At 58.1% G+C, this 21219-nt stretch carries 21 protein-coding genes, 5 tRNA genes and 1 pseudogene; 11 read left to right on the top strand and 16 right to left on the bottom strand.

Translation table 11 applies throughout. The features are described from left to right. Positions 1-24: 24 nt before the first annotated feature. The 4 genes from flgA to BW33_RS14395 all read left to right on the top strand — a co-directional run bounded on the left by flgA (position 25) and on the right by BW33_RS14395 (position 2628). A complete protein-coding gene (flgA, locus tag BW33_RS14410) occupies positions 25-786 on the top strand; it encodes a flagellar basal body P-ring formation chaperone FlgA (RefSeq protein ID WP_081794220.1) in 762 nt (253 codons plus the stop codon). Positions 787-946: 160 nt separating this feature from the next. Then, entirely contained in the window at positions 947-1273 is a 327-nt protein-coding gene (gene flgM, locus BW33_RS14405) for a flagellar biosynthesis anti-sigma factor FlgM (protein WP_007917589.1), read from the top strand. A gap of 48 nt (positions 1274-1321) precedes the next feature. Beyond that, positions 1322-1789, top strand: a complete 468-nt coding sequence (locus tag BW33_RS14400; RefSeq protein WP_007963060.1) for a flagella synthesis protein FlgN — start codon at positions 1322-1324, stop codon at positions 1787-1789. A gap of 92 nt (positions 1790-1881) precedes the next feature. Then, positions 1882-2628, top strand: coding sequence for a flagellar brake protein (locus BW33_RS14395; RefSeq protein WP_047599689.1), 747 nt, complete (start codon positions 1882-1884; stop codon positions 2626-2628). A gap of 257 nt (positions 2629-2885) precedes the next feature. On the opposite strand, the gene BW33_RS14390 is transcribed toward BW33_RS14395, so the two are convergent. From BW33_RS14390 to BW33_RS14375, 4 genes are all read right to left on the bottom strand, one after another. Next, complete coding sequence (locus BW33_RS14390) at positions 2886-4274, bottom strand: MFS transporter (protein WP_047599688.1); 1389 nt, start codon at positions 4272-4274, stop codon at positions 2886-2888. A 69-nt stretch (positions 4275-4343) separates the two neighbouring features. Further along, positions 4344-5585: a glutamine synthetase family protein gene (locus tag BW33_RS14385; protein ID WP_177327490.1), complete on the bottom strand. Its 1242-nt coding sequence runs from the start codon at positions 5583-5585 to the stop codon at positions 4344-4346. A 301-nt stretch (positions 5586-5886) separates the two neighbouring features. Next, complete coding sequence (locus BW33_RS14380) at positions 5887-6579, bottom strand: sensor histidine kinase (protein ID WP_047599686.1); 693 nt, start codon at positions 6577-6579, stop codon at positions 5887-5889. Continuing rightward, positions 6576-8180: a tetratricopeptide repeat-containing response regulator gene (locus tag BW33_RS14375; protein ID WP_047599685.1), complete on the bottom strand. Its 1605-nt coding sequence runs from the start codon at positions 8178-8180 to the stop codon at positions 6576-6578. The genes BW33_RS14380 and BW33_RS14375 overlap by 4 nt, the downstream gene beginning before the upstream one ends. Before the next feature lie 210 nt (positions 8181-8390). On the opposite strand from BW33_RS14375, the gene BW33_RS28525 reads away from it, so the two are divergent. Then, entirely contained in the window at positions 8391-8783 is a 393-nt protein-coding gene (locus BW33_RS28525; RefSeq protein ID WP_081794219.1) for a hypothetical protein, read from the top strand. Here the strand turns inward: BW33_RS28525 and BW33_RS14370 are convergent. From BW33_RS14370 to BW33_RS14360, 3 genes are read right to left on the bottom strand one after another with little or no spacing between them, the layout of a single operon-like run. After that, entirely contained in the window at positions 8722-10356 is a 1635-nt protein-coding gene (locus BW33_RS14370; RefSeq protein WP_047599684.1) for a GMC family oxidoreductase, read from the bottom strand. The genes BW33_RS28525 and BW33_RS14370 overlap by 62 nt on opposite strands. Further along, positions 10353-10907, bottom strand: coding sequence for a sugar dehydrogenase complex small subunit (locus tag BW33_RS14365; RefSeq protein WP_052032722.1), 555 nt, complete (start codon positions 10905-10907; stop codon positions 10353-10355). Before BW33_RS14365 ends, BW33_RS14370 begins: the two co-directional genes overlap by 4 nt. A 3-nt stretch (positions 10908-10910) precedes the next feature. Next, the gene (locus BW33_RS14360) at positions 10911-12296 is read right to left on the bottom strand and encodes a cytochrome c (RefSeq protein ID WP_052032721.1); all 1386 of its coding nucleotides are present in this window, start codon (positions 12294-12296) and stop codon (positions 10911-10913) included. 363 nt (positions 12297-12659) lie between these two features. On the opposite strand from BW33_RS14360, the pseudogene BW33_RS30495 reads away from it, so the two are divergent. Together BW33_RS30495 and BW33_RS30490 are read left to right on the top strand one after the other, a co-directional pair. Beyond that, positions 12660-13442, top strand: a pseudogene (locus BW33_RS30495) (MCP four helix bundle domain-containing protein); the annotation flags it as partial. Then, positions 13437-14300, top strand: coding sequence for a methyl-accepting chemotaxis protein (locus tag BW33_RS30490; RefSeq protein WP_442965402.1), 864 nt, complete (start codon positions 13437-13439; stop codon positions 14298-14300). The pseudogene BW33_RS30495 and the gene BW33_RS30490, both read left to right, overlap by 6 nt. A 54-nt stretch (positions 14301-14354) precedes the next feature. Here BW33_RS30490 and BW33_RS14350 read toward each other — a convergent pair. Beyond that, positions 14355-14431, bottom strand: a tRNA-Arg gene (locus tag BW33_RS14350). Between the two features lie 296 nt (positions 14432-14727). On the opposite strand from BW33_RS14350, the gene BW33_RS14345 reads away from it, so the two are divergent. Beyond that, positions 14728-14955, top strand: a complete 228-nt coding sequence (locus BW33_RS14345) for a hypothetical protein (protein ID WP_047599682.1) — start codon at positions 14728-14730, stop codon at positions 14953-14955. Between the two features lie 20 nt (positions 14956-14975). Then, on the top strand, positions 14976-15155 hold the full coding sequence (locus BW33_RS14340; RefSeq protein WP_047599681.1) for a PA3371 family protein: 180 nt from the start codon (positions 14976-14978) through the stop codon (positions 15153-15155). Here the strand turns inward: BW33_RS14340 and phnN are convergent. Continuing rightward, entirely contained in the window at positions 15130-15699 is a 570-nt protein-coding gene (phnN, locus tag BW33_RS14335) for a phosphonate metabolism protein/1,5-bisphosphokinase (PRPP-forming) PhnN (RefSeq protein ID WP_047599680.1), read from the bottom strand. The genes BW33_RS14340 and phnN overlap by 26 nt on opposite strands. A gap of 388 nt (positions 15700-16087) precedes the next feature. Between phnN and BW33_RS14330 the strand changes: the two genes are divergently transcribed. Then, positions 16088-16414: an Arc family DNA-binding protein gene (locus tag BW33_RS14330; RefSeq protein ID WP_003178899.1), complete on the top strand. Its 327-nt coding sequence runs from the start codon at positions 16088-16090 to the stop codon at positions 16412-16414. Positions 16415-16645: 231 nt separating this feature from the next. On the opposite strand, the gene mgtE is transcribed toward BW33_RS14330, so the two are convergent. Next, entirely contained in the window at positions 16646-18088 is a 1443-nt protein-coding gene (mgtE, locus tag BW33_RS14325; RefSeq protein ID WP_047599679.1) for a magnesium transporter, read from the bottom strand. A gap of 321 nt (positions 18089-18409) precedes the next feature. Between mgtE and BW33_RS14320 the strand changes: the two genes are divergently transcribed. Next, positions 18410-18928 (top strand): SmpA/OmlA family outer membrane lipoprotein, encoded by a 519-nt coding sequence (locus BW33_RS14320; protein ID WP_047599678.1) that lies wholly within the window; start codon positions 18410-18412, stop codon positions 18926-18928. Positions 18929-18946: 18 nt separating this feature from the next. Here BW33_RS14320 and BW33_RS14315 read toward each other — a convergent pair. From BW33_RS14315 to BW33_RS14290, 6 genes are all read right to left on the bottom strand, one after another. Then, positions 18947-19023: transfer RNA gene (locus tag BW33_RS14315), tRNA-Arg, on the bottom strand. A 71-nt stretch (positions 19024-19094) separates the two neighbouring features. Then, a tRNA-Arg gene (locus BW33_RS14310) sits at positions 19095-19171 on the bottom strand. Positions 19172-19242: 71 nt separating this feature from the next. Then, positions 19243-19319, bottom strand: a tRNA-Arg gene (locus BW33_RS14305). 107 nt (positions 19320-19426) lie between these two features. After that, positions 19427-19517: transfer RNA gene (locus BW33_RS14300), tRNA-Ser, on the bottom strand. Between the two features lie 62 nt (positions 19518-19579). Then, complete coding sequence (gene csrA / locus BW33_RS14295; protein WP_002554426.1) at positions 19580-19768, bottom strand: carbon storage regulator CsrA; 189 nt, start codon at positions 19766-19768, stop codon at positions 19580-19582. A 187-nt stretch (positions 19769-19955) separates the two neighbouring features. Then, the gene (locus tag BW33_RS14290; protein WP_025112914.1) at positions 19956-21197 is read right to left on the bottom strand and encodes an aspartate kinase; all 1242 of its coding nucleotides are present in this window, start codon (positions 21195-21197) and stop codon (positions 19956-19958) included. Positions 21198-21219 lie beyond the last annotated feature (22 nt).

Raw genomic sequence — 21219 nt, 5'->3', positions numbered from 1 at the left:
CACGGCGCTTGCTTTTTAACTCGTATGAACGCTCAAACGACATTTTTCCGACACCTGACCTCCCGCACCCGCAAAGCGCTGTGCGCGACGTCTGCCGTCTGCTTTTTTCTCGCTGGCAGCCCTGCCGGTGCTGATACGGTTACCTTGCCTGACATGCTTATCGGCGTCACTCAGGGCTTTCTTGAGTTCACCGTAGAAGACTATCTGGCTACCAGTCAAACGGAAGGCCGCTACGAAATCGAGGTCAACCAGCTCGATCCGCGTATGCGCATGCCTATGTGCGACAAGGAATTGACAGCGTCGCTGGAGAGTCCGGCACGTCCGCTGGGCCGGGTTACGGTCAAGGTCAGGTGCGAGGGAAGCTCGCCGTGGACGGTGTTCGTGCCCGCTCAAGTCCGCCTGTTTCGCGAGATTGTCACCACCACTCGCCCGCTGAAACGCGCCGGAATTATCGAGCCGCAAGACGTGACCTTGCGTGAACGCGACATCAGCCAGATCAATCAGGGTTTCCTGACGTCGGTGGATGAAGCCATCGGGCAGAAATTAACCCGACCAACGGTCGCCGATCAGGTGATTACCCTAGTGCACCTGGAACAGGCTGAAGTGGTGCGCAAGGGTGATCAGGTGGTCATCATCGCCCGCAGCGGTACGCTCGCCGTGCGCATGCCCGGCGAAGCCCTGGCCAATGGCGGCCTGAAAGAACAGATCCGGGTAAAAAACCTCAATTCCAACCGGGTGATCAAGGCGCAGGTCATCGCGCCGGGCCAAGTGGAAGTGGCCATGTAAGACGCTCAAGGAGAACACTGGCGCCGGCCTCGACGCTTCCCTAAACTGTGCCGAAGCAGAACACGCTTCGGCACATACAGCTCATTGCAAAGTGAGCCTAAAGTTTTCCAGGGAATGGCCGAGAACATGGCAAGCGTCCAAATTCCCAGAGGTTTTTAACATGGTCATCGATTTCAGCCGTTTGAACAGCTCCTCGTCACTTACGGGCAGTACACGTACCAGCAACGCCAAGGAAACCGCCGAATCCGGCACCTCCGCGCCGCTGAATACCCAGGCCGAAACGGCCAGTACCGCAAAAAGCGGGGAATCGGTACACCTCAGCAATGAGGCTCAACAGTTGCAGAAGGTCACTGACAAGCTGCGCGATCAGCCTGCCGTCGACAAAGCCCGGGTGGCCGAGTTGAAAGCAGCGATTGCCGATGGCAGCTATAAAGTCGACAGCAACCGTGTAGCCAGCAAACTGCTCAACTTCGAAGCCCAGCGCTAGGCTTTTGCCGGCGCCAGGCTTTTGGACGCTTAAAACCCAAGGCCAGCCATGCACGACACTAATTTATTGCAACTGATCACCGACGACTTTGCTCCAGCTCAACAATTGCTGGAGTTACTGCAAACCGAGTCCCTCGCCTTGCACGGTCGCGACATGCCTTTGCTCGAAGATATTCTGGCGCGCAAACAGGCATTGATCATTTTGCTTGAACAGCATGGCCGCAAGCGCAGCGAAATCCTCGCCAGCCTCAACCTGCCGCTCGACCGTCAGGGCCTGGAGCAACTGGCCAGCCACTCGAGCATAGGCGACCAGTTGTTGGCCCAGAGTGACGTGCTGACCGACCTGATTGCCCAGTGCCAGGCGGCCAACGTCAAGAACGGCCAGTCGATCCAGATTCAGCAGGCCGCCACGGCCAATCAGCTGAAAATCCTCACCGGGGGCGAGCCGCCAGCGTTGTATGACGCCTCGGGCACTTTCGCCAAACCCACCAAGCCGCGTACGCTCAGCCAGGCGTGAGCCATTCGATGTGCCTGCACTATCAACCCGCGGAACATGCTGGCAAAATGCTGGCAAGTCGTAGTCAAATTTTGTCTGGAGATTGAGAAAACGTGCCAAACGCCCTAAGCGCGGATGATAGTCCGCAGCCCCCAAAGGTGCTGACCACGCCCCTGGAAATCTCCAGCAACCTGCGCCAGCTGCAAGAAAGCCACGATCCGCTGATCATCACGTTCCATGAGCGCAGCCAGCGCTTCCAGAGCTACCTGATCCAGGTCGACCGCGAAACCGCGACGATTGCCCTGGACGAAATGATCCCGCGCGATGGCGAGCGTTTTCTGCTGGCGGGCGAACCGTTCAAGGTCGAAGGTTTCCACGATGGCGTGCGCATCGCCTGGGAATGCACCGGTACGCTGAACATTGAAGAGTCCGAGGGCGATCGCTTCTACACCGGCGAACTGCCGACCGAAGTGGTTTACCACCAGCGCCGCAACGCCTTTCGCGCGGCCCTGAAGCTGACTGACCTGGTCAGCGTCGAACTCGGCGGCGAAAAGCTCAAGGCGCCGATCAGCGGCAAACTGCTGGATATTTCCGCCACCGGATGCAAGCTGCGCTTTGAGGGCGACATCACCGACCGCCTGCAACTGGGCCAGGTCTACGACCGCATGATCGCCACCCCGCTGTTCGGCAATCAGCCCATCTCGGTCGAACTGCGTTATCTGCACTTCGAAGAAAAGCTCAACATCACCTTCGCCGGCCTGCGCTTCCACAACATCAGTGGCCAGGCAGCGCGTAACGTCGAACGCTTTGTCTATCAGCTGCAGCGTGAAGCACGCCGGTTCGATAAAGACGATATGTAATTCCTGCAGGCAAATAGAATGGGCAGTCCCTCGCGGGACTGCCCTTTTTTATTTCCATTGTCCCGTCTTGGCCGGGAGATCCCTGTGGCGAGGGGATTTATCCCCGATGGGTCGCGTAGCGCCCCCAAAACCTGCCGATGCGCAGTATCAGATACTTCGCATGCGTTGATTTTGCGACTGCTTCGCAGCCGGTCGGGGATAAATCCCCTCACCACAGTTAAAGCATCATTCTTTGAACAGTGTTGCCATCACCCGACTCAGGGCCTGGCACCACTGATGTCCGGCGTCGGTTTATCGCCGCCATCAGCCGGATCAGTTTCCACCGCCGCTTCAGGCTGCACTTCGGGTTCTGGCTCCGACTCCGGTTCCGGTTCCGGCGTAACCGTGGTCTGCATCTGCTCCTGCACCACCTGCTCATCCACTCGCGGGTCGAGCGCGGCCACCAGCGGCGAGCTGGACATGCTGTCCGGCATCGCCACGTGATGCAGCGGTGCGTCGTCGACCTGATGCAGATTGGTCACCGCTTTCGGCCGGATGCGCCACACCAGCACCAGCGCAAAAAAGCTGAAGAACGCGTACAGGCTCTGACTGCCGAACAGCTTCATCAGCACCCCGGCCAGCAGCGGGCCGATACTCGCGCCGACACCGTAGGTCACCAGCAGCATCGCCGTCAGCGACACCCGGCGATCGCCCTCGACGTGGTCGTTGGAGAACGCCACCGCCAGCGGATACAGGCAGAACTGCACCAGCGAACACATGAACCCGACGACAAACAGAACTTCCAGCGGCACCTGCGGCAAGATCGCCAACGGCAATGCCGCTACCGCCAGGAACCCGGCAAAACAACGAATCAGCAGCGCCCGGTCATAACGGTCGGACAGCCAGCCCAACGGCCACTGCACCAGCAGTCCGGCAAAAATGCAGCTACCCATGAACAGACCGACCTGTTCGGTCGAAAGCCCCTGCTGCGATGCATACAGTGGTGCCAGACCGTAGAACGAGCCGATGATCAGGCCTGCACCGAGCACCGTGCTCAACGACTGCGGCACTCGCTTGATAAAGAAGCGCGGTTCCATCGGTGCCGGATGCAGCGGCGCCGGGTGAATCCGCCGGGTCAGCGCCACTGGCACCAGACACAGGGCAAAACACAGGGCGACCAGCATCAGCAGCTCCAGACCGAGGCCCGGGTGCATGACCAGAATCAGCTGACCGAGCACCAGCCCCAGATACGAAGCGATCATGTAGCCGCTGAACACCAGCCCGCGCTGGTTGGCGTCGGCCTGCTCGTTGAGCCAGCTCTCGATCACCATGTACTGGCACATCATGCCCAGACCGACGATGGTCCGCAGCACCAGCCATGCCGGCAGCCAGTCGACCAGGCCATGCCCGAGCACCGCCGCGCCGACGATCCCGGCACACGCCGAATACGCTCGAATGTGTCCGACCCGGGCGATCAAGCGGTGACCGATCTTGCCGCCCAGTACCAGGCCGAAATAGTTGGCGGCCATCAGCGCACCGACCCACAGCCCGTCGACATTGTCCGCGGCCAGGCGCAATGCCAGGTATGTAGATAGAAGGCCCGAGCCGATCAACATCATCAGCGAGGCGAAATACAGCGCTCGAAAGGATTTCCAGATTTGGCGCATCGGCGTTCCGAGCGGCTCCTTGCAGTGAGTATCGGACTATCAAGACGATAGCCCGACGGCGACAGTTAGTCAGGCCTGGGCTGCTAGAACACGCCGTTCCCAGGGAGTGATTTCATCAAAGAAGCTGGTCAACTCCATGGTCTTCGAAGCGATGTAGCCTTCGATGAACTCCTGTCCGAACAGTTCCCTGGCCAATTGGCTACGTTTCAGACGTTCGAGTGCGGCATTCAAGGTACACGGCAGCGAAAGATTGTCCGGTACTTCGAATTCGCCCTGAATCGCCGCAGTCGGTTCCAGCGCATGCTCGATCCCATGCAAGCCGGCGGCCAGGCTCGCGGCAATCGCCAGATACGGGTTGGCATCGGCGCCGGGCAAGCGGTTTTCGACGCGCCGGGCCGCCGGCGAACTGGCCGGAATCCGCAGCCCTGCCGCACGGTTGTCGTGCGACCAGCAGGCATTGTTCGGCGACGCATACGGGTGGCACAGACGCTGATAGGAGTTCACGTTCGGCGCGAACAGCGCGGTGAAATCCGCCATGCCCGCCTGCTGCCCGCCGATGAAATGGTGGAACATCGCCGTCGGCTCGCCGCTCTGGTCACTGAACACATTGTTGCCGGTGGCGATCTCGACCAGGCTTTGGTGAATGTGCATCGAACTGCCCGGCGTGTGCGCCAGCGGCTTGGCCATGCACACTACACTCAGGCCATGCTTGAGCGCGACTTCCTTGAGCAAGTGTTTGAACAGGAAGGTCTGGTCGGCCAGCAACAGCGGATCACCGTGCAGCAAGTTGATCTCGAACTGGCTGACGCCCATCTCATGCATGAAGGTATCGCGTGGCAGACCGAGGGCTGCCATGCATTTATAGACTTCGCTGAAGAACGGCCTCAGGCCATTGTTGGAGCTGACGCTGAACGCCGACTGACCATCCTCGCGGCGCCCATCAAGACCTACCGGCGGACGGAACGGCTGGGTCGGATCGGTGTTCGGCGCGAAGACGAAGAATTCCAGCTCGGTCGCCACCACTGGCGCCAAGCCATGTGCGGCGTAACGGGCGATGACTTTTTTGAGTTGACCACGGGTCGACAGGTTGGAGCTTTCGCCGCTCAGTTCGTCGGCATCGCAGATGGCCAGGGCACGCGGTTCGTCGCTCCATGGCAGGGGATGGATCATGCTCGGCTCGGCGACCAGCGCCAGGTCGCCGTCATCGCTGCCGTAAAACCGCGCCGGCGGATAACCGCCCATGATGCATTGCAGCAGCACTCCCCGCGCCATCTGCAAACGCCGCCCTTCGAGAAAACCCTCGGCGGTCATCACCTTGCCGCGCGGCACGCCGTTCAAATCCGGCGTGACACATTCGATCTCATCAATGCCGGTCAGTCGCTGCGCGAGTGAACCCTGGCCATCGGTTGTCATGACGCAATCCTTGTTATTGTGCGAGCCGCGAACGGCGACCGTACAAAATAGGCTCCGGCTGTTCGGAATATCAAGCAGCGTCAAACAAAAAAGGCCACCACCGAATTGCTGTGTAGGAGCTGCCGCAGGCTGCGATCTTTTGATCTTAAAAAAAGTCAAAAGATCGCAGCCTTCGGCAGCTCCTACAGGGGGCATGCCTTCAGGGCAGGTAGAGGCTGAAGACGCCGCCACCCAATGGTCCGCCATTGCGAATTTCGGTGTGTCCGACCACGCCATTGCGCTGATGCAACGCAGCAATGCGGCTGGCGAAATACAGACCCAGGCCCGTGCTGCCGCTGCTGTGATTGATGCCCTGCACGTAATCGGCCTGACGCTCGAGCATCTCGGCCGGGTAACCGTCGCCGTCATCGTTGATGCTCAACACCAGTTGTCCGGCCTCGTCGCTGACGGTAATCAGCAGCGACTCGCGGGCATAACGAATGGCGTTGTTGATGCAGTTGCCCAACACCGACGCAACCAATTCACGATCAAAGAACCCCAGCGGACTCAGCGGATCGACTTCATAGGTGGCGATAATGCCGCGACTGGCAAACACCTCTTGGTGTGACGCCAACTGCGCCTCGATGAAGTCGTCGAGTTCGTGATAGGCCGGTTGCAGCGGCAACTGGTTGACGCCGAGCTTGTACAGCCCGAGCAACTGCACCAGCATGCCGTTGAGGTGGGCGAACTCGAAGTCGATCACGCCCTGCTCCGCTCCTGCGCGCTGCCCCTCTGGCAAGCGCGCCAGCCACTGGCTGTGGGCTTGCATCAGCATCGCCAGCGAGTTCTTCATGTCGTGAACGGTGGAGGCAATCACCGTTGAGAAATCCAGAGCCTGCTCGTCTTGGTTCATTCGCCAAACGCCTTGCTTTTCAGCTTCTGATAACGCGCAAAACGCGCGTCGGTGTCGGGCATCAGGCCGACCATTTTCAGGCAGGCCCGACATTCTTCCAGCTCCGCCGACGGCACACTGGTGTCGGTGCCGTGCAGCAACGACTGGGCCATGTTCAGCGCGATACTGATGTTCTTCGGTTGCATCTTCAGCGCCTTGCGGAACACCTCGCGGGCCTCCACCAGGTTGCCGGTCTTGTACACGCGCACGCCCTGACGGTTAAGGTCGGCGGCGGCGTTACTTGAGCTGAGAATCGTCGGGTCATCGGTGAGTTTGGCGATGTCTTTCATCACCGCCGGGTCGTCGCCGTAAATTTCCGCGCAGCTCTTGAGCATCGACGTGCCCGCCTCGGCCTGACCGAGCATCTGCAACTGCTTGGCAACCAGCAGCGCCGCTTCAGGGCTCATGAACTGTTCCATGCCATCGAGGCGCATCAGCGCTTGTTCGGTGAGCTTGTCGGCGGTCTCGGCATCGTTGAGCAGCAGACTGGTGGCCTTCATCAGCCGCGCACGAATCTGCAGGCCCGGGTCAGACGGGTTCTCTTTGGCCACCGCGCTGAGGGTGGTGTTGATCTCCAGCCGCGTGCGCGTGTCGAGACCGCGATCACTGCCTTTGCTGATCAGGGCATGGGCCAGGCCGAGGTTGCTTTCCGGGTCCTTGAAGCGCGATTGCGCGCCCTGAGACACGGCTTGACGATAAGCCCGCGAGGCCGTTTCGAAATCTTCGTTGGCCATCGCCAGTTTGCCGAGCAACGCCTGCCGGCGCACCGCCAGCGGCGACAACCGAATCGCCTCCTCCAGCACCCGCTGCGCACCTTTGGTGTCGCCCTCGGCGACCAGCACATCGGCCATGCCGTCGTACAGCGCCGGCATCATCGGGAACACTTTCAGCGCCTTTTCGTAAACATCTTTGGCCTGCGCCACTTGCCCACGCTTGAACAGCAACTTGCCCAACCCGGCAAACGCCCACGGCAACGGCCGGTCAGCGATGATGCTGTCATAGAGGCGTTCGAGCGCTTCGTTCTGGTTCATGTCGCGCAGCGCATCGGCACGATAACGCAGGCACAGCGGCGAATAACGGATGTCCTGCTTGCACAGCGCAATACAGGCATTGAGCACCTCGACCGGTTTACCGCGATCAAGGGCTTGCAGAATCGGTTTGAGCAACGTCTTGCGCTGCTCCAGACGCTCCAGCCGCTGGGCCAGGCCAGAGCGGTTGAACGGTTTGGTCAGGTACGCATCCGGCTCGTGCTCGAGGGCACTGAGTACCATCGCCTGACTGGTCTCGGCCGTCACCATGACGAACACCGCTTCATGGCTGATGAGTTTTTCCGACATCAGGTCTTCGAGCACCTGCTGGCCGTTCTTCTTGCCGTCGCCGAGATGGAAATCCTGCAGGATGAAATCGTAGGACTTCTGCGCGCACATCTTCAGCGCCTGCTCACCGGTGTCGGCGGTGTCCACGTCCTTGACGCCCAGCTCGCGCAACATCGAGCGTACGGAACTGCGGAAATCCGAGAAATCATCGACGATCAGAAAACTCTTTTGGTGATACGACAGCATCGAGGATTTCCAGGCAATTGAAGTGAGGGCAATTTCAGGCGCGCAGATGATAGCTGCCGGCCAAATGCTATCAAGCGATTTCACGCGACTTTTAAGTCACCGAGTGGGTTATCGGCCACAAGTGACGTTCTCTGAAGTGGGCACTTCAAGATTCCTCGTGCAGCGATTACCCCGCGCACCGACTCACCTTCCCCCTGCAAGGTTTATCTCGTGTTCATCAACGGACGCTACATCGTGTCCGCCTGCGCGCTGCTGTTTTTCCAGCAGGCGATGGCGAGCGGAATGGACTGCACAAAAGCGGCGAACGCCGTGGAGAAAACGAAAAGACGCATTCAGGGCCTGCGCAAGCACAACCCGGAGTTTGCACTGGAACGCGCGCTCGACGCGCTGGCTTACAGCGAAGACGAAAGCGGATTTTCAGCTGACCTGAATGAAGATGAACAACCTCTTTTCGAAAGTTTTCAAAGTACCGCGCCAAGCAAAAGACACAAAAAACCCCGGCAGATTTCCCTGCGCGGGGCTTTCCGGGACATCGTCTTTCTCAGACCTCCGCCACCAACACATCGGCAATGCGAATACTCAACGCTGCGCCTGTCAGCGTAGGGTTCACACATGAGGACGATGGCATGACACTCGTCCCGGCGATAAACAGGTTCGAATGATCATGACTGCGGCAATCGCGATCAACCACGGAGTCTTTCGGATCATCGCCCATGATGGTTGTCCCCATGATGTGCTGCCGGTTCTGGAAGCCCACGTCGGTGCTGAGGATGTCGGCATCGAGCAACTTGGCGAACTGCTTGAAGTCTTCCAGCGCTTTCTCTTTGCCGGCGTGCCAGTAGTCGGGAACGCTGTAGTAGATCTCGGGCACGGGCAGGCCGATCGCGTCAAATTTGGTCTTGCTCGGGGTGACGCGGTTTTCCGGCAGAGGTAGCGTTTCAAAGTCGACAGCCCAGTTCAGCGAACGCGCCGATTGCAATCGGATCTGCTCATCAAGCCTGGAGCCCAGCACGCCTTTGGCAATCAGGTTCGAGGTGATCTGCGAAGTCGGCACGGTGTTGCGCACCTTGATTTTGTAACTCGGATAATCGTTGCGGAACGCGCCATCGCGACTGTTCAGATAGACCAGCAATTGGGTCGGTCCTTCGCCTGGCCACATGTCTTCCTTGGTCATGAGATTCATGCTGATGCCGGTATGGTCCATCAGGTTTCGGCCGACCTGATCCGAAGAGTTGGCAATACCGTTCGGATATTTTTCGGATGTCGACATCAACAGCAGTTTCGGCGACTCGATGCCGTAAGCCGCAAGTACGAAAGATTTCGCCGTCAATTTGTGCGTGGTTTTGTCCGGGCGCATGTACCAGATCGCAGTGATCTTGCCGTCGTCCCCGGCCTCGATCTTGTAGACCACGGAGTTGTCGAGGACTTTGGCACCGTGACGCTCAGCTTCATCAATGTGCATCGATCCGTCGTACTTCGCGGCGATCGGGCATACCGGGTTGCAGTTGTTGTTACCGGCACAGGGCGGCCGTTTCCCATAAGGACGAGTCGCCCGGCCATTCGGCTCGAGAATGGGGTTATACCCGCCCTTGCCGAGCAGTTCGGAAAGGCGCCGGAACATGTAGCTCGGTTTCAAGCCTTCCATCGGATAGGGAATCGAGCGTGGTGGATAGGCTTCGCCGCCCTGCCCGCTTTCATCCTGGCCATCGACACCTGAAACGCCCAGCTCGAGCTCCGCACGCGCGTAATAAGGCTCCAGTTCGTCATAGCTGATGGGCCAGTCACGGCCACGGCCGTACAACGACTTGAGACGAAAATCGTTGGGCAACATCCGCCACAGAGAGGAGCCGAAGTGCCAGGTCGTGCCACCGACCACTCGCAGATATGACGTGTTGTATTTAACCGGACCGACCTGCTGCAGATAGTCACCGTAAGTAGACGGCGCGTGCGGCATGCTCGGGTAAGGCGAGCCGGCGCCTTGCAGCTTGGCATTGGCCAGCGAGAGTTTGACCGGGGCGTTGCGGAAGGTTTCCACGACATCACGGCGATTCACACGAGGTCCGGCCTCGAGCACTATCACCGATTTCTTCGCTTTCGCCAGGCCCGTGGCGATCAGACCGCCCATCACACCGGAGCCGATGATGACGACATCGGCGTCGAATTGATCGCTGCTCATACTTTCGAATCCTGAATGAGTGCAGGTTTTGGACCCCATGAATCCGGGCCACCACCATAGGTAGGGATGATAAGAATGCCGTGGGTCGGCTGGTACATCATGGCGAGGGAGTAGCTGATCAACTCGGCATCCGCTGGCTCACCGACAACGCCCAGATACCAGGCCGATATGATGCTGGTGGCCGTCGCCCGCAATGATGCATCCGGATCAGGTTGCGCCAGATATTCATCGACATGCTTGTAACCCCGGGCGTCGATCAATTGCTTCAGGGCGATGACGTTGGTCGAAAAGTTCGGCGCGCGTTTATCTAGCGCGGCGTAATAGCGAGCAGCCAGAACCGGGTTAACCGCCCGGCTGATCAGAAACCGCGACAGCGCCATGAAATCGTCGCTCGACACCTGCGCCGCCAGCACTGATTGCCACGGCATTGCACCGCTCGCCAGCGCCGCCAGTCCCACTATCACGGAACTGCGCAACAGATTGCGGCGGGACAATCCGGGAGTGTCTTCGGCTTTAACCATGGTTTGCTTGTGCGTCATTGAAGTGTCCATTACTCACGCCTCCTTGCGACGACGAAAAATCAGGGCAATCGCAACCAAGAGCACGAGAATGATGGCCGGGAGGGTGTACTTCGCCATGACCGTCAATGGCGCTTTTGGGCCACCTTCCCGTGCCAGCGCCACGTCGGCAGCCGTGACAACGGCGTCGGCGTTACCGTAGCGCGACAGCACGTAGTTGCTGACGTCGGCGATCTGTTGATCATTCAGACGATCAGTGAACAAAGCATCCGGACCAAACGCCGGCATATCGATAGCGACGCCGTCGACTTCGCGATGCACACCGTAAACGATGGCCGCGATCAAGTTGTCGCGGCGACTGGTGGCCGTGTTGTGAAACAGTGATGGATATTCCCTGGTGCCCTGGCCATCCGGCTGATGGCAGTTGGCACAAGTGCCGCTGAAAATATGCCAGCCCGGATTATCGGCCGGCTTGCCCCCGCGCAGCGTCAGCTCATCGGACGACGCCAGGCCAAACTCGTGCCGGGCTTTGGTCTCCCCGGTCTTGACCGGTGTGGTTTGCAACAGATAGTCCGCAATCGCCTGCAAGTCGTCGCTGCCCAAATGCTGCAAGCTGTTTTCCACGGCTTCGGCCATCGGGCCCGCAGCCTGGGCCTTGCCTTCAACGTGGCCGGTGCGCAGATACGTCACGATTTCACTCTTCGACCAAGCCCCGATACCGCTGACCTTGTCGGAGGTGATGTTTGGCGCATACCAACTGCCCAGTGAAGCACCGGCAAGCGCCTTGCTGTTGTCGGCGGCCATCAACACGTTGCGCGGGGTATGGCAGGTATCGCAATGCGCCAGGGCATTGACCAGATAGTCGCCACGGTTGACCTCGGCTGACTTGGCCGCATCCGGCGTAAAACGTGTGGGGCTGTGATACAGAGCATTCCAGCCAATCATCGAGGCACGGACGTTGAACGGGAATTCAAGCGCGGTTTTCCGGTTCGGCGTATCGGCTGGCGGCACTTCGTGCATGAAGTAGTCGTAGAGCGCGGCGATGTCACTGTCCGTGATCTTCGAATAGGAGGTGTAAGGCATGGCCGGATATAGCCGCGTGCCATCGGCCGCAACCCCATCGCGCACCGCTCGGGCAAATTGCTCTGACGTGTAATTGCCGATACCAGCAGTCTTCGAAGGCGTGATGTTGGTCGAATAGATGGTGCCCATCGGCGAACTGAGCGGGTAACCACCCGCAAACGCCTTGCCTCCCGGCGCGGTATGGCAGGCCACACAGTCGGCCGCTATGGCCAGGCGCTTACCTGAAGACGCCGTACTGTCGGACGTCTCGCCATACGCGGTGCCGGCGGTGGCAACCATCAACGTAACCAAAGCGAAGGCGGCCCCCCTGCTTTTCCCTTTATCAATGCGACGCGACATGAGTCCTACCCTAGGCTGCTTTTTTCTTTTTTTCACGGTTCTTGGAATTGCCAACACAGTGCCCTCGTGCCCCTTCAGACAAAAAACCTAGAGGTACGACGTCATATGTATTTTGGCCATCCTTCACATAATGTAACACTTCGCAATAAATAGAAAAGGCCAAGTGCCATCTTTTGTACGTACGTGCTGAGGCCTCTATATCAATGGTTACAAGGGGTTTTGTGAGGGATATATTTTGATGAGAAACAACTGGTAACCCTCCAGTTGTGGACGATGCGGCCGAAAGATGTACGACAACATCAATAAATTTCTAAGGCCGCACCAGAAACTGCCCCGTCACCCACATGTCAGCAGGAAGCATTTATGAGTTGGTTGAATGACGCAAAACTCTCCACAAAACTGATCACCTCCTTCGCCGCGTGCGCCTTTATCACTCTGGGGGTTGGCCTTCTTGGCAGTCGGGGAGTGACTGACTTGTCGGCGAGCCTGAAATCGGTGTTCAGCAACAATCTTGTCGCCGTTTCGAACATCGCCCAGACAAAAATCAAGGCTGTCGGACAGACCCGCGATATGTATCGACTCTACGTAGCCACCGCCGCCGGTTTGCCACAGAGCACGAAAGACGAATTCCTTGCCTCGATGAGCGCCAACCAGTTGGCGAGTGAAAAAGCGTTCGTCGAGTACCGGAAAACTGCGCTTGCCGACGATGAACGTGCAGCGGGCGACCGGATGGAAAAAGCCTGGCCCGCCTATCAGGCGATCGTCCAACGATATCTGGCCTTGATGAAGGCCGGCGACCTGGAGAACGGCCGTGCGCTACTTCTGGGTGACCTGCAAAAAACCTATCGCGTGGTCATGGATGAATTGACCATAATGACCAATTCCAACGACCTGCAAGTCAGCGAAGCCGCCAAACAATCAGTTCTTACCGAGTCGACGGCCAAGACCTCGCTGTACATCGGCATCGTGTTGGCCTTCATCGCTGCGATTTTGCTCGGCTTGTTCATCAGCCGCCTGATCAGCCGCCCCATCTCCAAAGCCGTCGAAAGCGCGCGTACCATCGCTGCAGGCGATCTGACTCAGCACATCGTCAGCACCGGCCGCGATGAAGCCGGCCAACTGCTCACAGCTCTGGCCGAGATGCAGGGAAGCTTGAAAAGCACTATCCAGCAAATCGCCAGCGCGGCGGATCAACTGGCTTCCGCCGCAGAAGAATTGACGGCGGTCACTGACAATGGCAGCCGTGGACTACTTCGTCAGAACGACGAGATCCAGCAAGCGGCCACGGCGGTGACTGAGATGACTTCCGCAGTAGAAGAAGTCGCGCGCAATGCCGTGTCCACTTCAGAGGCCTCGCAAGCCACCAGCCAGCAGGCCAGCAACGGGCGGGATCAGGCACGAAATGCCGTGTCCGCGATCAACCATGCGACCACGGAAATCGCTACATCCACCACGAAGGTCAAGGATCTGGCGGACCAGGTTCGGGATATCGGCAAAGTATTGGATGTGATCCGGGGGATCGCCGAGCAAACCAATCTATTGGCACTGAACGCCGCTATCGAAGCGGCACGCGCGGGCGAGCAGGGCCGGGGTTTTGCTGTGGTAGCCGACGAAGTTCGTGCGCTCGCCGCCAGAACTCAGGCCTCAACCGGTGAAATAGAAGGCATGATCAATAACGTTCGCAGCAGTGCCGACGAAGCGGTCGGCGCCATGGGCAAAAGCCAGGCCCTGGTCAGCGAAACCCAAACACTGGCGCAAGCCACCGGCGAGGCATTGGAATTGATTGCCGATGGTATCTCGCAGATCAATGATCGCAACCTGGTCATCGCAACAGCGTCAGAAGAGCAGGCGCACGTTGCTCGCGAAGTTGATCGCAATCTGGTCAACATCCAGGATTTATCCACACAAACGGCGGCAGGCGCGCATCAGACCACCGCCTCAACCCAGGAACTGTCTAACCTGGCGGCGTCATTCAACACCCTCGTAAGTCGTTTCCGCCTGTAATCGAACACAATAAAAAGCCCCGCGCAGTTTTCCCCGCGCGTGGCTTTTGAAGGATGGTGTCCCAGGGCAGGTTCGAACTGCCAACCTTCCCCTTAGGAGGGGGATGCTCTATCCAATTGAGCTACTGAGACACTGAGTTGTCACGGCCAGACACGGCGCGACGGACGGCGTGCATGTTAACGGCCGGGCCTTGATTTGTCATGTCGTCCGTAGGGCTTTTTAAGTGTAGGCAGGCGCCTTGCGATGCTGGGGGAAGATTTACCGTGCATTTTGCCCGCCCCCCCAAGTGCCATCATTGCAGATTGCAATCCGGCCCCTCCGAAATCCCCTTCCAAATGCTTGTTTTTAAAGGACTTAACAGCGGTTAGACTGTTGGCACGGCGGCTGCTATGTCTGTTCCATGGAACAACATCCGGAGCACCGCCCCATGAACAGCACTCTCTTGCTTGCAAACGCAATCGCATTAGCCGTTTTGGTGGGATTCCACTTTATCCCCGCGGGTGCTGAGCCGGTGGCCCAGCGCATGCCGCATTACTTGCAAGTGCAGAAGCAGCCGCAATTGGCGGTGCTCAGCGAACAAAGCTTCGCACCTCAAGCGGTCAGCGTGCCTAAGCAGGCACTGCCGACCCACGCGACCGAACGTCTGGTTTTTTGAAATATCTTCAGGAGTACAGCATGTCCAAATCAGCAGCAGGATTTCTGATCCTCGCCTTATTGAGTGGCGTCGTGCATTTTTCGCTGTTCGAGGACACTGAAATCACCCTGCCCCTGGTTGGCTGCGGCGTGTTTGCGGTGTTGTTCGTGCTCGCGCTGGTTGCCGGGCGCAGGATCAAGTTTGATCCGGTGCTGCGTTAAGCCGGATCAAGTCCAGCAGTTGCTTGACGGCGTCCGCCAGGTCGCCCGAGTTGTCGATCAGATGCACGGGCAAGTCAGTTGCCCTTCTGTCCTTGAACAGCGCATTACGCGCCAGCCTCGCATCGATCTGCTCAGGCGTCTCCCGCCCACGTCTGAGCAAGCGTTCACGCAAGACTTCGTACTTGACCGTCAGCAGCACCGGCAGCAGCGTCGGGTAGCGCTCAAGCGCCTGACGCAAATTGGCGCGTGAGCCGTTCACCAGCACGGATCGTCCTGCGCGCAACCATTCGTCTATTTCTGCCGGGATACCATAAGCCAGCCCATTGGCTTGCCAGGCCAGCGAGAAATCCCCGGCTTGCTGGCGTCGTTCGAAGTCTTCTGGCGTCACGCCGATGGCATCCTCACCCACCGATTCCGCTGATCGGGTAATCACCCGGCGAATGATTTCGCAGTTCAACTCGCGCAAAGGCTCACGCGCAGCCTCGATCAGGCTGTCCTTGCCTGAACCGGACGGCCCCATCAGATAAATAAGCCTGCCATCCATCCTGAAAACGCCCTCCAACGGGTGTTCGCCCTAGCAAATCGGCAAATTGCCACTATCCTGTACAGGTAAGGAACAAGGATTGAAAGCCGCATAGCATGCACGTTCTGACGTCTTCAGACATCAACAGATGTGCACCCGGAAGCGGTCAGTGATGCGAACCAAGGCGAAGTTTTCAAACCAGTCCGCATTTCTGATAATTGGTGCTGGCAATACGCCTTTACCCAGCTCAATATTTGTCACAGAATTGACGCCAATGATCTGGCAATTTTGAGGCATGATGCGCGCCTCTTAACAATTCAGGTTGAACCATTTGGTGCGGATGCTTGTCCTACCACACATCCTGCGGCCAATCCCGAGAACCGCTCCCCTGAACTAACCGGTTAAATATATGCGCCCATTGAAACAGGCAATTTATTCCAGCCGTACGGCTGACAAGTTCGTCGTACGTCTGCCAGACGGGATGCGTGAACGCATTGCCGAGGTGGCTCGCAATCATCATCGCAGCATGAACTCCGAGATCATTGCGCGCCTTGAACAGAGTCTTATTCAGGAAGGCGCACTGGGCGAAGAGTTGAGCATGCGCCTGGACAGCCCGGAGCTTTCGCTGCACGAGCGTGAGCTGCTGCAACGTTTCCGTCAGCTGTCTCACCGTCAACAGAATGCTCTGGTGTCGCTGATCGCTCACGACGCCGAGATGGCCGCAGACGCGTCCTGAGCTACATCGAACATCTCAAGCCAGCATCAGTGCTGGCTTTTTTTTGCCCGGATTTCAATCACGACAATCCGAGGCAGACTCTGTGGTGAGGGGATTTATCCCCGACGGACTGCGCAGCAGACCCTCTTCCGGGGTCGCTGCGCAACCCATCGGGGATAAATCCCCTCACTACAGATAACTACACAGGCACAAAAAAGCCCGCCAATTGGCGGGCTTTTGCATGGCAACGACTCAGAGCAGGAAGATCGTCGCCAGCCCCAGGAAGATGAAGAAGCCACCGCTGTCGGTCATGGCCGTGATCATCACGCTGGCGCCCATCGCCGGGTCCCGGCCCATCTTGGCCAGCGTCATCGGGATCAACACCCCCATCAGCGCCGCGAGCAGCAGGTTGAGGGTCATCGCCGCCGTCATCACCACGCCCAGCGACCAACTGCCGTAAAGCAGGTAGGCGACCACACCAATCACACCACCCCAGACCAGACCGTTGATCAACCCCACCGCCAGTTCCTTGCGCATCAGGCGCGAGGTGTTGCCGGTGCTGACCTGGTCGAGCGCCATGGCACGCACGATCATGGTGATCGTCTGGTTACCGGAGTTACCGCCGATACCCGCCACGATCGGCATCAGCGCCGCCAGCGCCACCAGCTTCTCGATCGAGCCTTCGAACAGACCGATTACCCGAGACGCGACAAATGCCGTAATCAGGTTGATCGCCAGCCATGCCCAACGGTTGCGCAGGGATTTCCAGACGGAGGCGAAGATATCTTCCTCTTCGCGCAGACCCGCCATGTTGAGGACTTCGCTTTCACTCTCCTCACGAATCAGGTCGACCATTTCGTCGATGGTCAGACGGCCGATCAACTTGCCGTTCTTGTCGACCACCGGGGCCGAAATCAAGTCGTAACGCTCGAACGCCTGAGCCGCGTCATAGGCGTCTTCGTCCGGGTGAAAACTCACCGGATCGCTGGCCATGACTTCAGAAACCTGTTTCTCCGGGTCGTTGACCAACAGACGCTTGATTGGCAGCACGCCCTTGAGCACGCCGTCGTAATCGACCACGAACAGTTTGTCGGTGTGGCCCGGCAGCTCTTTGAGACGACGCAGGTAACGCAGCACCACTTCGAGGCTGACATCCTCACGGATCGTCACCATCTCGAAGTCCATCAGCGCACCGACCTGCTCCTCGTCATAGGACAGGGCCGAACGCACGCGCTCGCGTTGTTGCTGGTCGAGCGTCTCCATCAGCTCATGGACGACGTCTCGCGGCAGCTCGGAGGCCAGGTCAGCAAGTTCGTCGGCGTCCATGTCCTTGGCCGCAGCCAGGAGCTCGTGATCGTCCATGTCGGCGATCAGCGTTTCACGAACGGAATCGGATACTTCGAGAAGAATGTCGCCGTCGCGATCAGCCTTGACCAGTTGCCAGAGCGTCAGACGGTCGTCCAGCGGCAAAGCTTCAAGGATGTAGGCAACGTCGGCGGAGTGCAGATCATCGAGTTTGCGTTGCAGCTCGACGAGGTTCTGCCGGTGAACCAGGTTCTCGACCCGGTCGTGATGCGCGCCTTCCTGGCGATGAGTCAGGTCTTCGACGACCTTCTGGCGCTGCAGCAGCTCAACGACCTGAGCCAAGCGATCCTGCAGGCTTTCCTGGGTTTTCTTTACTTCGATTTCGGACATAGGCGAACTCCACTCCCAGCAGCGGGGCACGCCGGAAGGATCAATCAGTCAATTCATGATTGGTGAAACGGGCTACTGAGTAACTACTGGGTAAGTCCATGGAGGTTTTCCATAAGCCCCGGCGGGGCTGACGGGCGCAATGATACACCGCCTGACGGTTTTAAACGTTAAAAAATCGCGGGCGAAACAAGTGCTTGCGCGACAAAGCTGAGCGCTGTCCTGACCCGTGCAGATGCGACGACTCATCTTGAAAAGAAAACACACCGGCGTTGAAAAATGTAGCGACTACCCTTGAGCGTAGACCGTCATGGAGGACGTCGAATGCTATCCAGAACATCCCGTTTTGTAGTCGCCAGCCTGCTCTGCCTGCCGCACGCCGGGGCTGCCACCAGCCTTCACCGATGCGAGGCAGCCGACGGCCGCCTCACCTTCACTACCCTGAGCTGTGCGAGCGACGAGCAGCTTTCAGAGCAACAGGTTCATCCCTATTCGCCCGGGTCCGTCGTACCGATCATGCCGGAACACAACCACGAGGAAATATCCGGTATGACAATCAGGGGACGTGAACCGGGTATTGTTGGCCGCCTGGAGGACAAATGCGGAAACCTGATCGATGCCCGACAGCGCCGTGCCGCGATCATCAACCGGCGGGTGATTGCCGGCATGAGCCAACAGGATGTCGAAAGCGCGCTCGGCAAACCGGACAAGGTAAATATTCGAACGTCGATGACGAGCTATCGCTATGACCTGAAGCGAGGCCGCAGTGCTCAAGTCGATTTTGATGAGAGGGGATGCGTGAAAGGCAAAGCCAAATCGCAGACAACAAAAAGCCCGCGTTAAACGCGGGCTTTTTGAATATGGTGCACTCGACAGGATTCGAACCTGTGACCGCTCGGTTCGTAGCCGAGTACTCTATCCAGCTGAGCTACGAGTGCATTTGTGTTTTTAGACCAGACCACAACTGGCTGAAACCGAGTTCTTTATATCGCTATAAACAACTCTTAAATGGTGCACTCGACAGGATTCGAACCTGTGACCGCTCGGTTCGTAGCCGAGTACTCTATCCAGCTGAGCTACGAGTGCATTTGTGTTTTTAGACCAGACCACAACTGGCTGAAACCGAGTTCTTTATATCGCTATAAACAACTCTTAAATGGTGCACTCGACAGGATTCGAACCTGTGACCGCTCGGTTCGTAGCCGAGTACTCTATCCAGCTGAGCTACGAGTGCATTTGTTGCGCCGCATTATAGCCCGTCTAATCTCTATTCCAACCACTTTTTCTAATAAATTCAAGAACTTACAGAAAAAGCCAGATTACAACGTACTAAGCAAATAATGGCGGAGAACGGGGGATTCGAACCCCCGACACCCTTTTGAGGTGTACTCCCTTAGCAGGGGAGCGCCTTCGGCCACTCGGCCAGCTCTCCGCAACACGGGGCGTATATTAACCACCTTCTTCCCCGTTTGCAAACATAAAAATCGATAAAAATTAATGGCTTGGTTCTTCGTCCTTCTCTTTCTTTATACGCAGGTAAATTTCCTCACGGTGCACGGCAACCTCTTTCGGGGCGTTGACGCCGATGCGCACTTGATTTCCTTTGACGCCGAGCACGGTCACGGTGATTTCGCCATCACCGATAATCAGGCTTTCTGCGCACCGACGAGTCAGAATCAGCATACCTTTCTCCTCACGCATTTCATTTCAGGGACAACAGTCTGCAAAAAAAAGGCACCCGACCTACAACCGGAGCGATCGTAGCCCTACATGCCTGAGTATTGACCAGCGCGAGCAAAAGAACAGTTCAGGGCCCGCGCCATTCAAAAAATAAAGGGCGCGGTCAGACCGCGCCCTTCAGGTGACCGGATTACTCGCCCTGACGGGCCGGCGCATCCAGTTCGAAAGCCGTGTGCAGGGCGCGCACGGCCAGTTCCAGGTACTTCTCTTCGATCACTACGGAAACCTTGATTTCCGACGTCGAGATCATCTGGATGTTGATGCTTTCCTTGGCCAGGGATTCGAACATGCGGCTGGCCACGCCTGCGTGGGAACGCATGCCGACGCCGACGATCGAGACCTTGGCAATCTTGGTGTCACCCACCACTTCCCGGGCACCGATCTCGCGAGCGGTGTTTTCCAGCACGGTCTGTGCGGCCTGGTAGTCGTTGCGGTGCACGGTGAAGGTGAAGTCGGTGGTGTTATCGTGCGCGACGTTCTGCACGATCATGTCGACTTCGATGTTCGCGGCACTGATCGGGCCGAGAATCTTGAACGCCACGCCCGGGGTGTCTGGCACGCCACGGATGGTCAGCTTGGCTTCATCGCGGTTGAAAGCGATGCCGGAAATGATCGGCTGTTCCATGGTTTCCTCTTCATCAATAGTAATGAGGGTGCCCGGACCCTCCTTGAAGCTGTGCAGTACGCGCAGCGGAACGTTGTACTTGCCGGCGAACTCCACCGCACGGATCTGCAACACCTTGGAGCCGAGGCTGGCCATTTCCAGCATCTCTTCAAAGGTGATCTTGTCCAGACGCTGAGCGACCGGCACCACACGCGGGTCAGTGGTGTAGACACCATCGACGTCGGTGTAGATCTGGCACTCATCAGCCTTCAATGCAGCCGCCAGTGCCACGCCCGTGGTGTCGGAACCGCCACGACCGAGAGTGGTGATGTTGCCGTGCTCGTCGACGCCCTGGAAACCGGCGACAACCACCACACGACCTGCTTTCAGATCACCGCGAATCTTCTGGTCATCAATCTGCAAGATACGCGCTTTATTGTGCGCACTGTCCGTCAGGATCCGCACCTGATTACCGGTGTACGACACCGCCGGCACACCGCGCTTGATCAGCGCCATGGCCAACAGGGCAATCGTCACCTGCTCACCAGTGGAGACGATCACGTCCAGTTCACGCGGAACCGGTTGCACGTCGCCACTGATTTGCTTGGCCAGATCGATCAGACGGTTGGTTTCGCCGCTCATTGCAGACAGCACAACCACCAGGTCATCGCCGGCATCGCGGAATTTCTTAACCTTGTCGGCGACCTGCTCGATTCTCTCGACAGTGCCGACCGAGGTGCCTCCAAATTTCTGTACGATCAAAGCCATTTCAAAGCCGCCTCTGCCCATG

The sequence above is a fragment of the Pseudomonas sp. RIT288 genome (genome assembly GCF_000631985.1).
In the GTDB taxonomy this organism is placed as follows: Bacteria; Pseudomonadota; Gammaproteobacteria; order Pseudomonadales; family Pseudomonadaceae; genus Aquipseudomonas.
This window is presented reverse-complemented; position numbering and strand designations above follow the sequence as displayed.

Coding starts and splice junctions, on each gene's coding strand:
- flgA (WP_081794220.1), top strand. CDS start 25: ATGAACGCTCAAACGACATTTTTCCGACACCTGACCTCCCGCACCCGC.
- flgM (WP_007917589.1), top strand. CDS start 947: ATGGTCATCGATTTCAGCCGTTTGAACAGCTCCTCGTCACTTACGGGC.
- BW33_RS14400 (WP_007963060.1), top strand. CDS start 1,322: ATGCACGACACTAATTTATTGCAACTGATCACCGACGACTTTGCTCCA.
- BW33_RS14390 (WP_047599688.1), bottom strand. CDS start 4,274: ATGCGCCAAATCTGGAAATCCTTTCGAGCGCTGTATTTCGCCTCGCTG.
- BW33_RS14385 (WP_177327490.1), bottom strand. CDS start 5,585: ATGACCGCCGAGGGTTTTCTCGAAGGGCGGCGTTTGCAGATGGCGCGG.
- BW33_RS14380 (WP_047599686.1), bottom strand. CDS start 6,579: ATGAACCAAGACGAGCAGGCTCTGGATTTCTCAACGGTGATTGCCTCC.
- BW33_RS14375 (WP_047599685.1), bottom strand. CDS start 8,180: ATGCTGTCGTATCACCAAAAGAGTTTTCTGATCGTCGATGATTTCTCG.
- BW33_RS14370 (WP_047599684.1), bottom strand. CDS start 10,356: ATGAGCAGCGATCAATTCGACGCCGATGTCGTCATCATCGGCTCCGGT.
- BW33_RS14365 (WP_052032722.1), bottom strand. CDS start 10,907: ATGGACACTTCAATGACGCACAAGCAAACCATGGTTAAAGCCGAAGAC.
- BW33_RS14360 (WP_052032721.1), bottom strand. CDS start 12,296: ATGTCGCGTCGCATTGATAAAGGGAAAAGCAGGGGGGCCGCCTTCGCT.
- BW33_RS30490 (WP_442965402.1), top strand. CDS start 13,437: ATGCAGGGAAGCTTGAAAAGCACTATCCAGCAAATCGCCAGCGCGGCG.
- BW33_RS14345 (WP_047599682.1), top strand. CDS start 14,728: ATGAACAGCACTCTCTTGCTTGCAAACGCAATCGCATTAGCCGTTTTG.
- BW33_RS14340 (WP_047599681.1), top strand. CDS start 14,976: ATGTCCAAATCAGCAGCAGGATTTCTGATCCTCGCCTTATTGAGTGGC.
- phnN (WP_047599680.1), bottom strand. CDS start 15,699: ATGGATGGCAGGCTTATTTATCTGATGGGGCCGTCCGGTTCAGGCAAG.
- BW33_RS14330 (WP_003178899.1), top strand. CDS start 16,088: ATGCGCCCATTGAAACAGGCAATTTATTCCAGCCGTACGGCTGACAAG.
- mgtE (WP_047599679.1), bottom strand. CDS start 18,088: ATGTCCGAAATCGAAGTAAAGAAAACCCAGGAAAGCCTGCAGGATCGC.
- BW33_RS14320 (WP_047599678.1), top strand. CDS start 18,410: ATGCTATCCAGAACATCCCGTTTTGTAGTCGCCAGCCTGCTCTGCCTG.
- csrA (WP_002554426.1), bottom strand. CDS start 19,768: ATGCTGATTCTGACTCGTCGGTGCGCAGAAAGCCTGATTATCGGTGAT.
- BW33_RS14290 (WP_025112914.1), bottom strand. CDS start 21,197: ATGGCTTTGATCGTACAGAAATTTGGAGGCACCTCGGTCGGCACTGTC.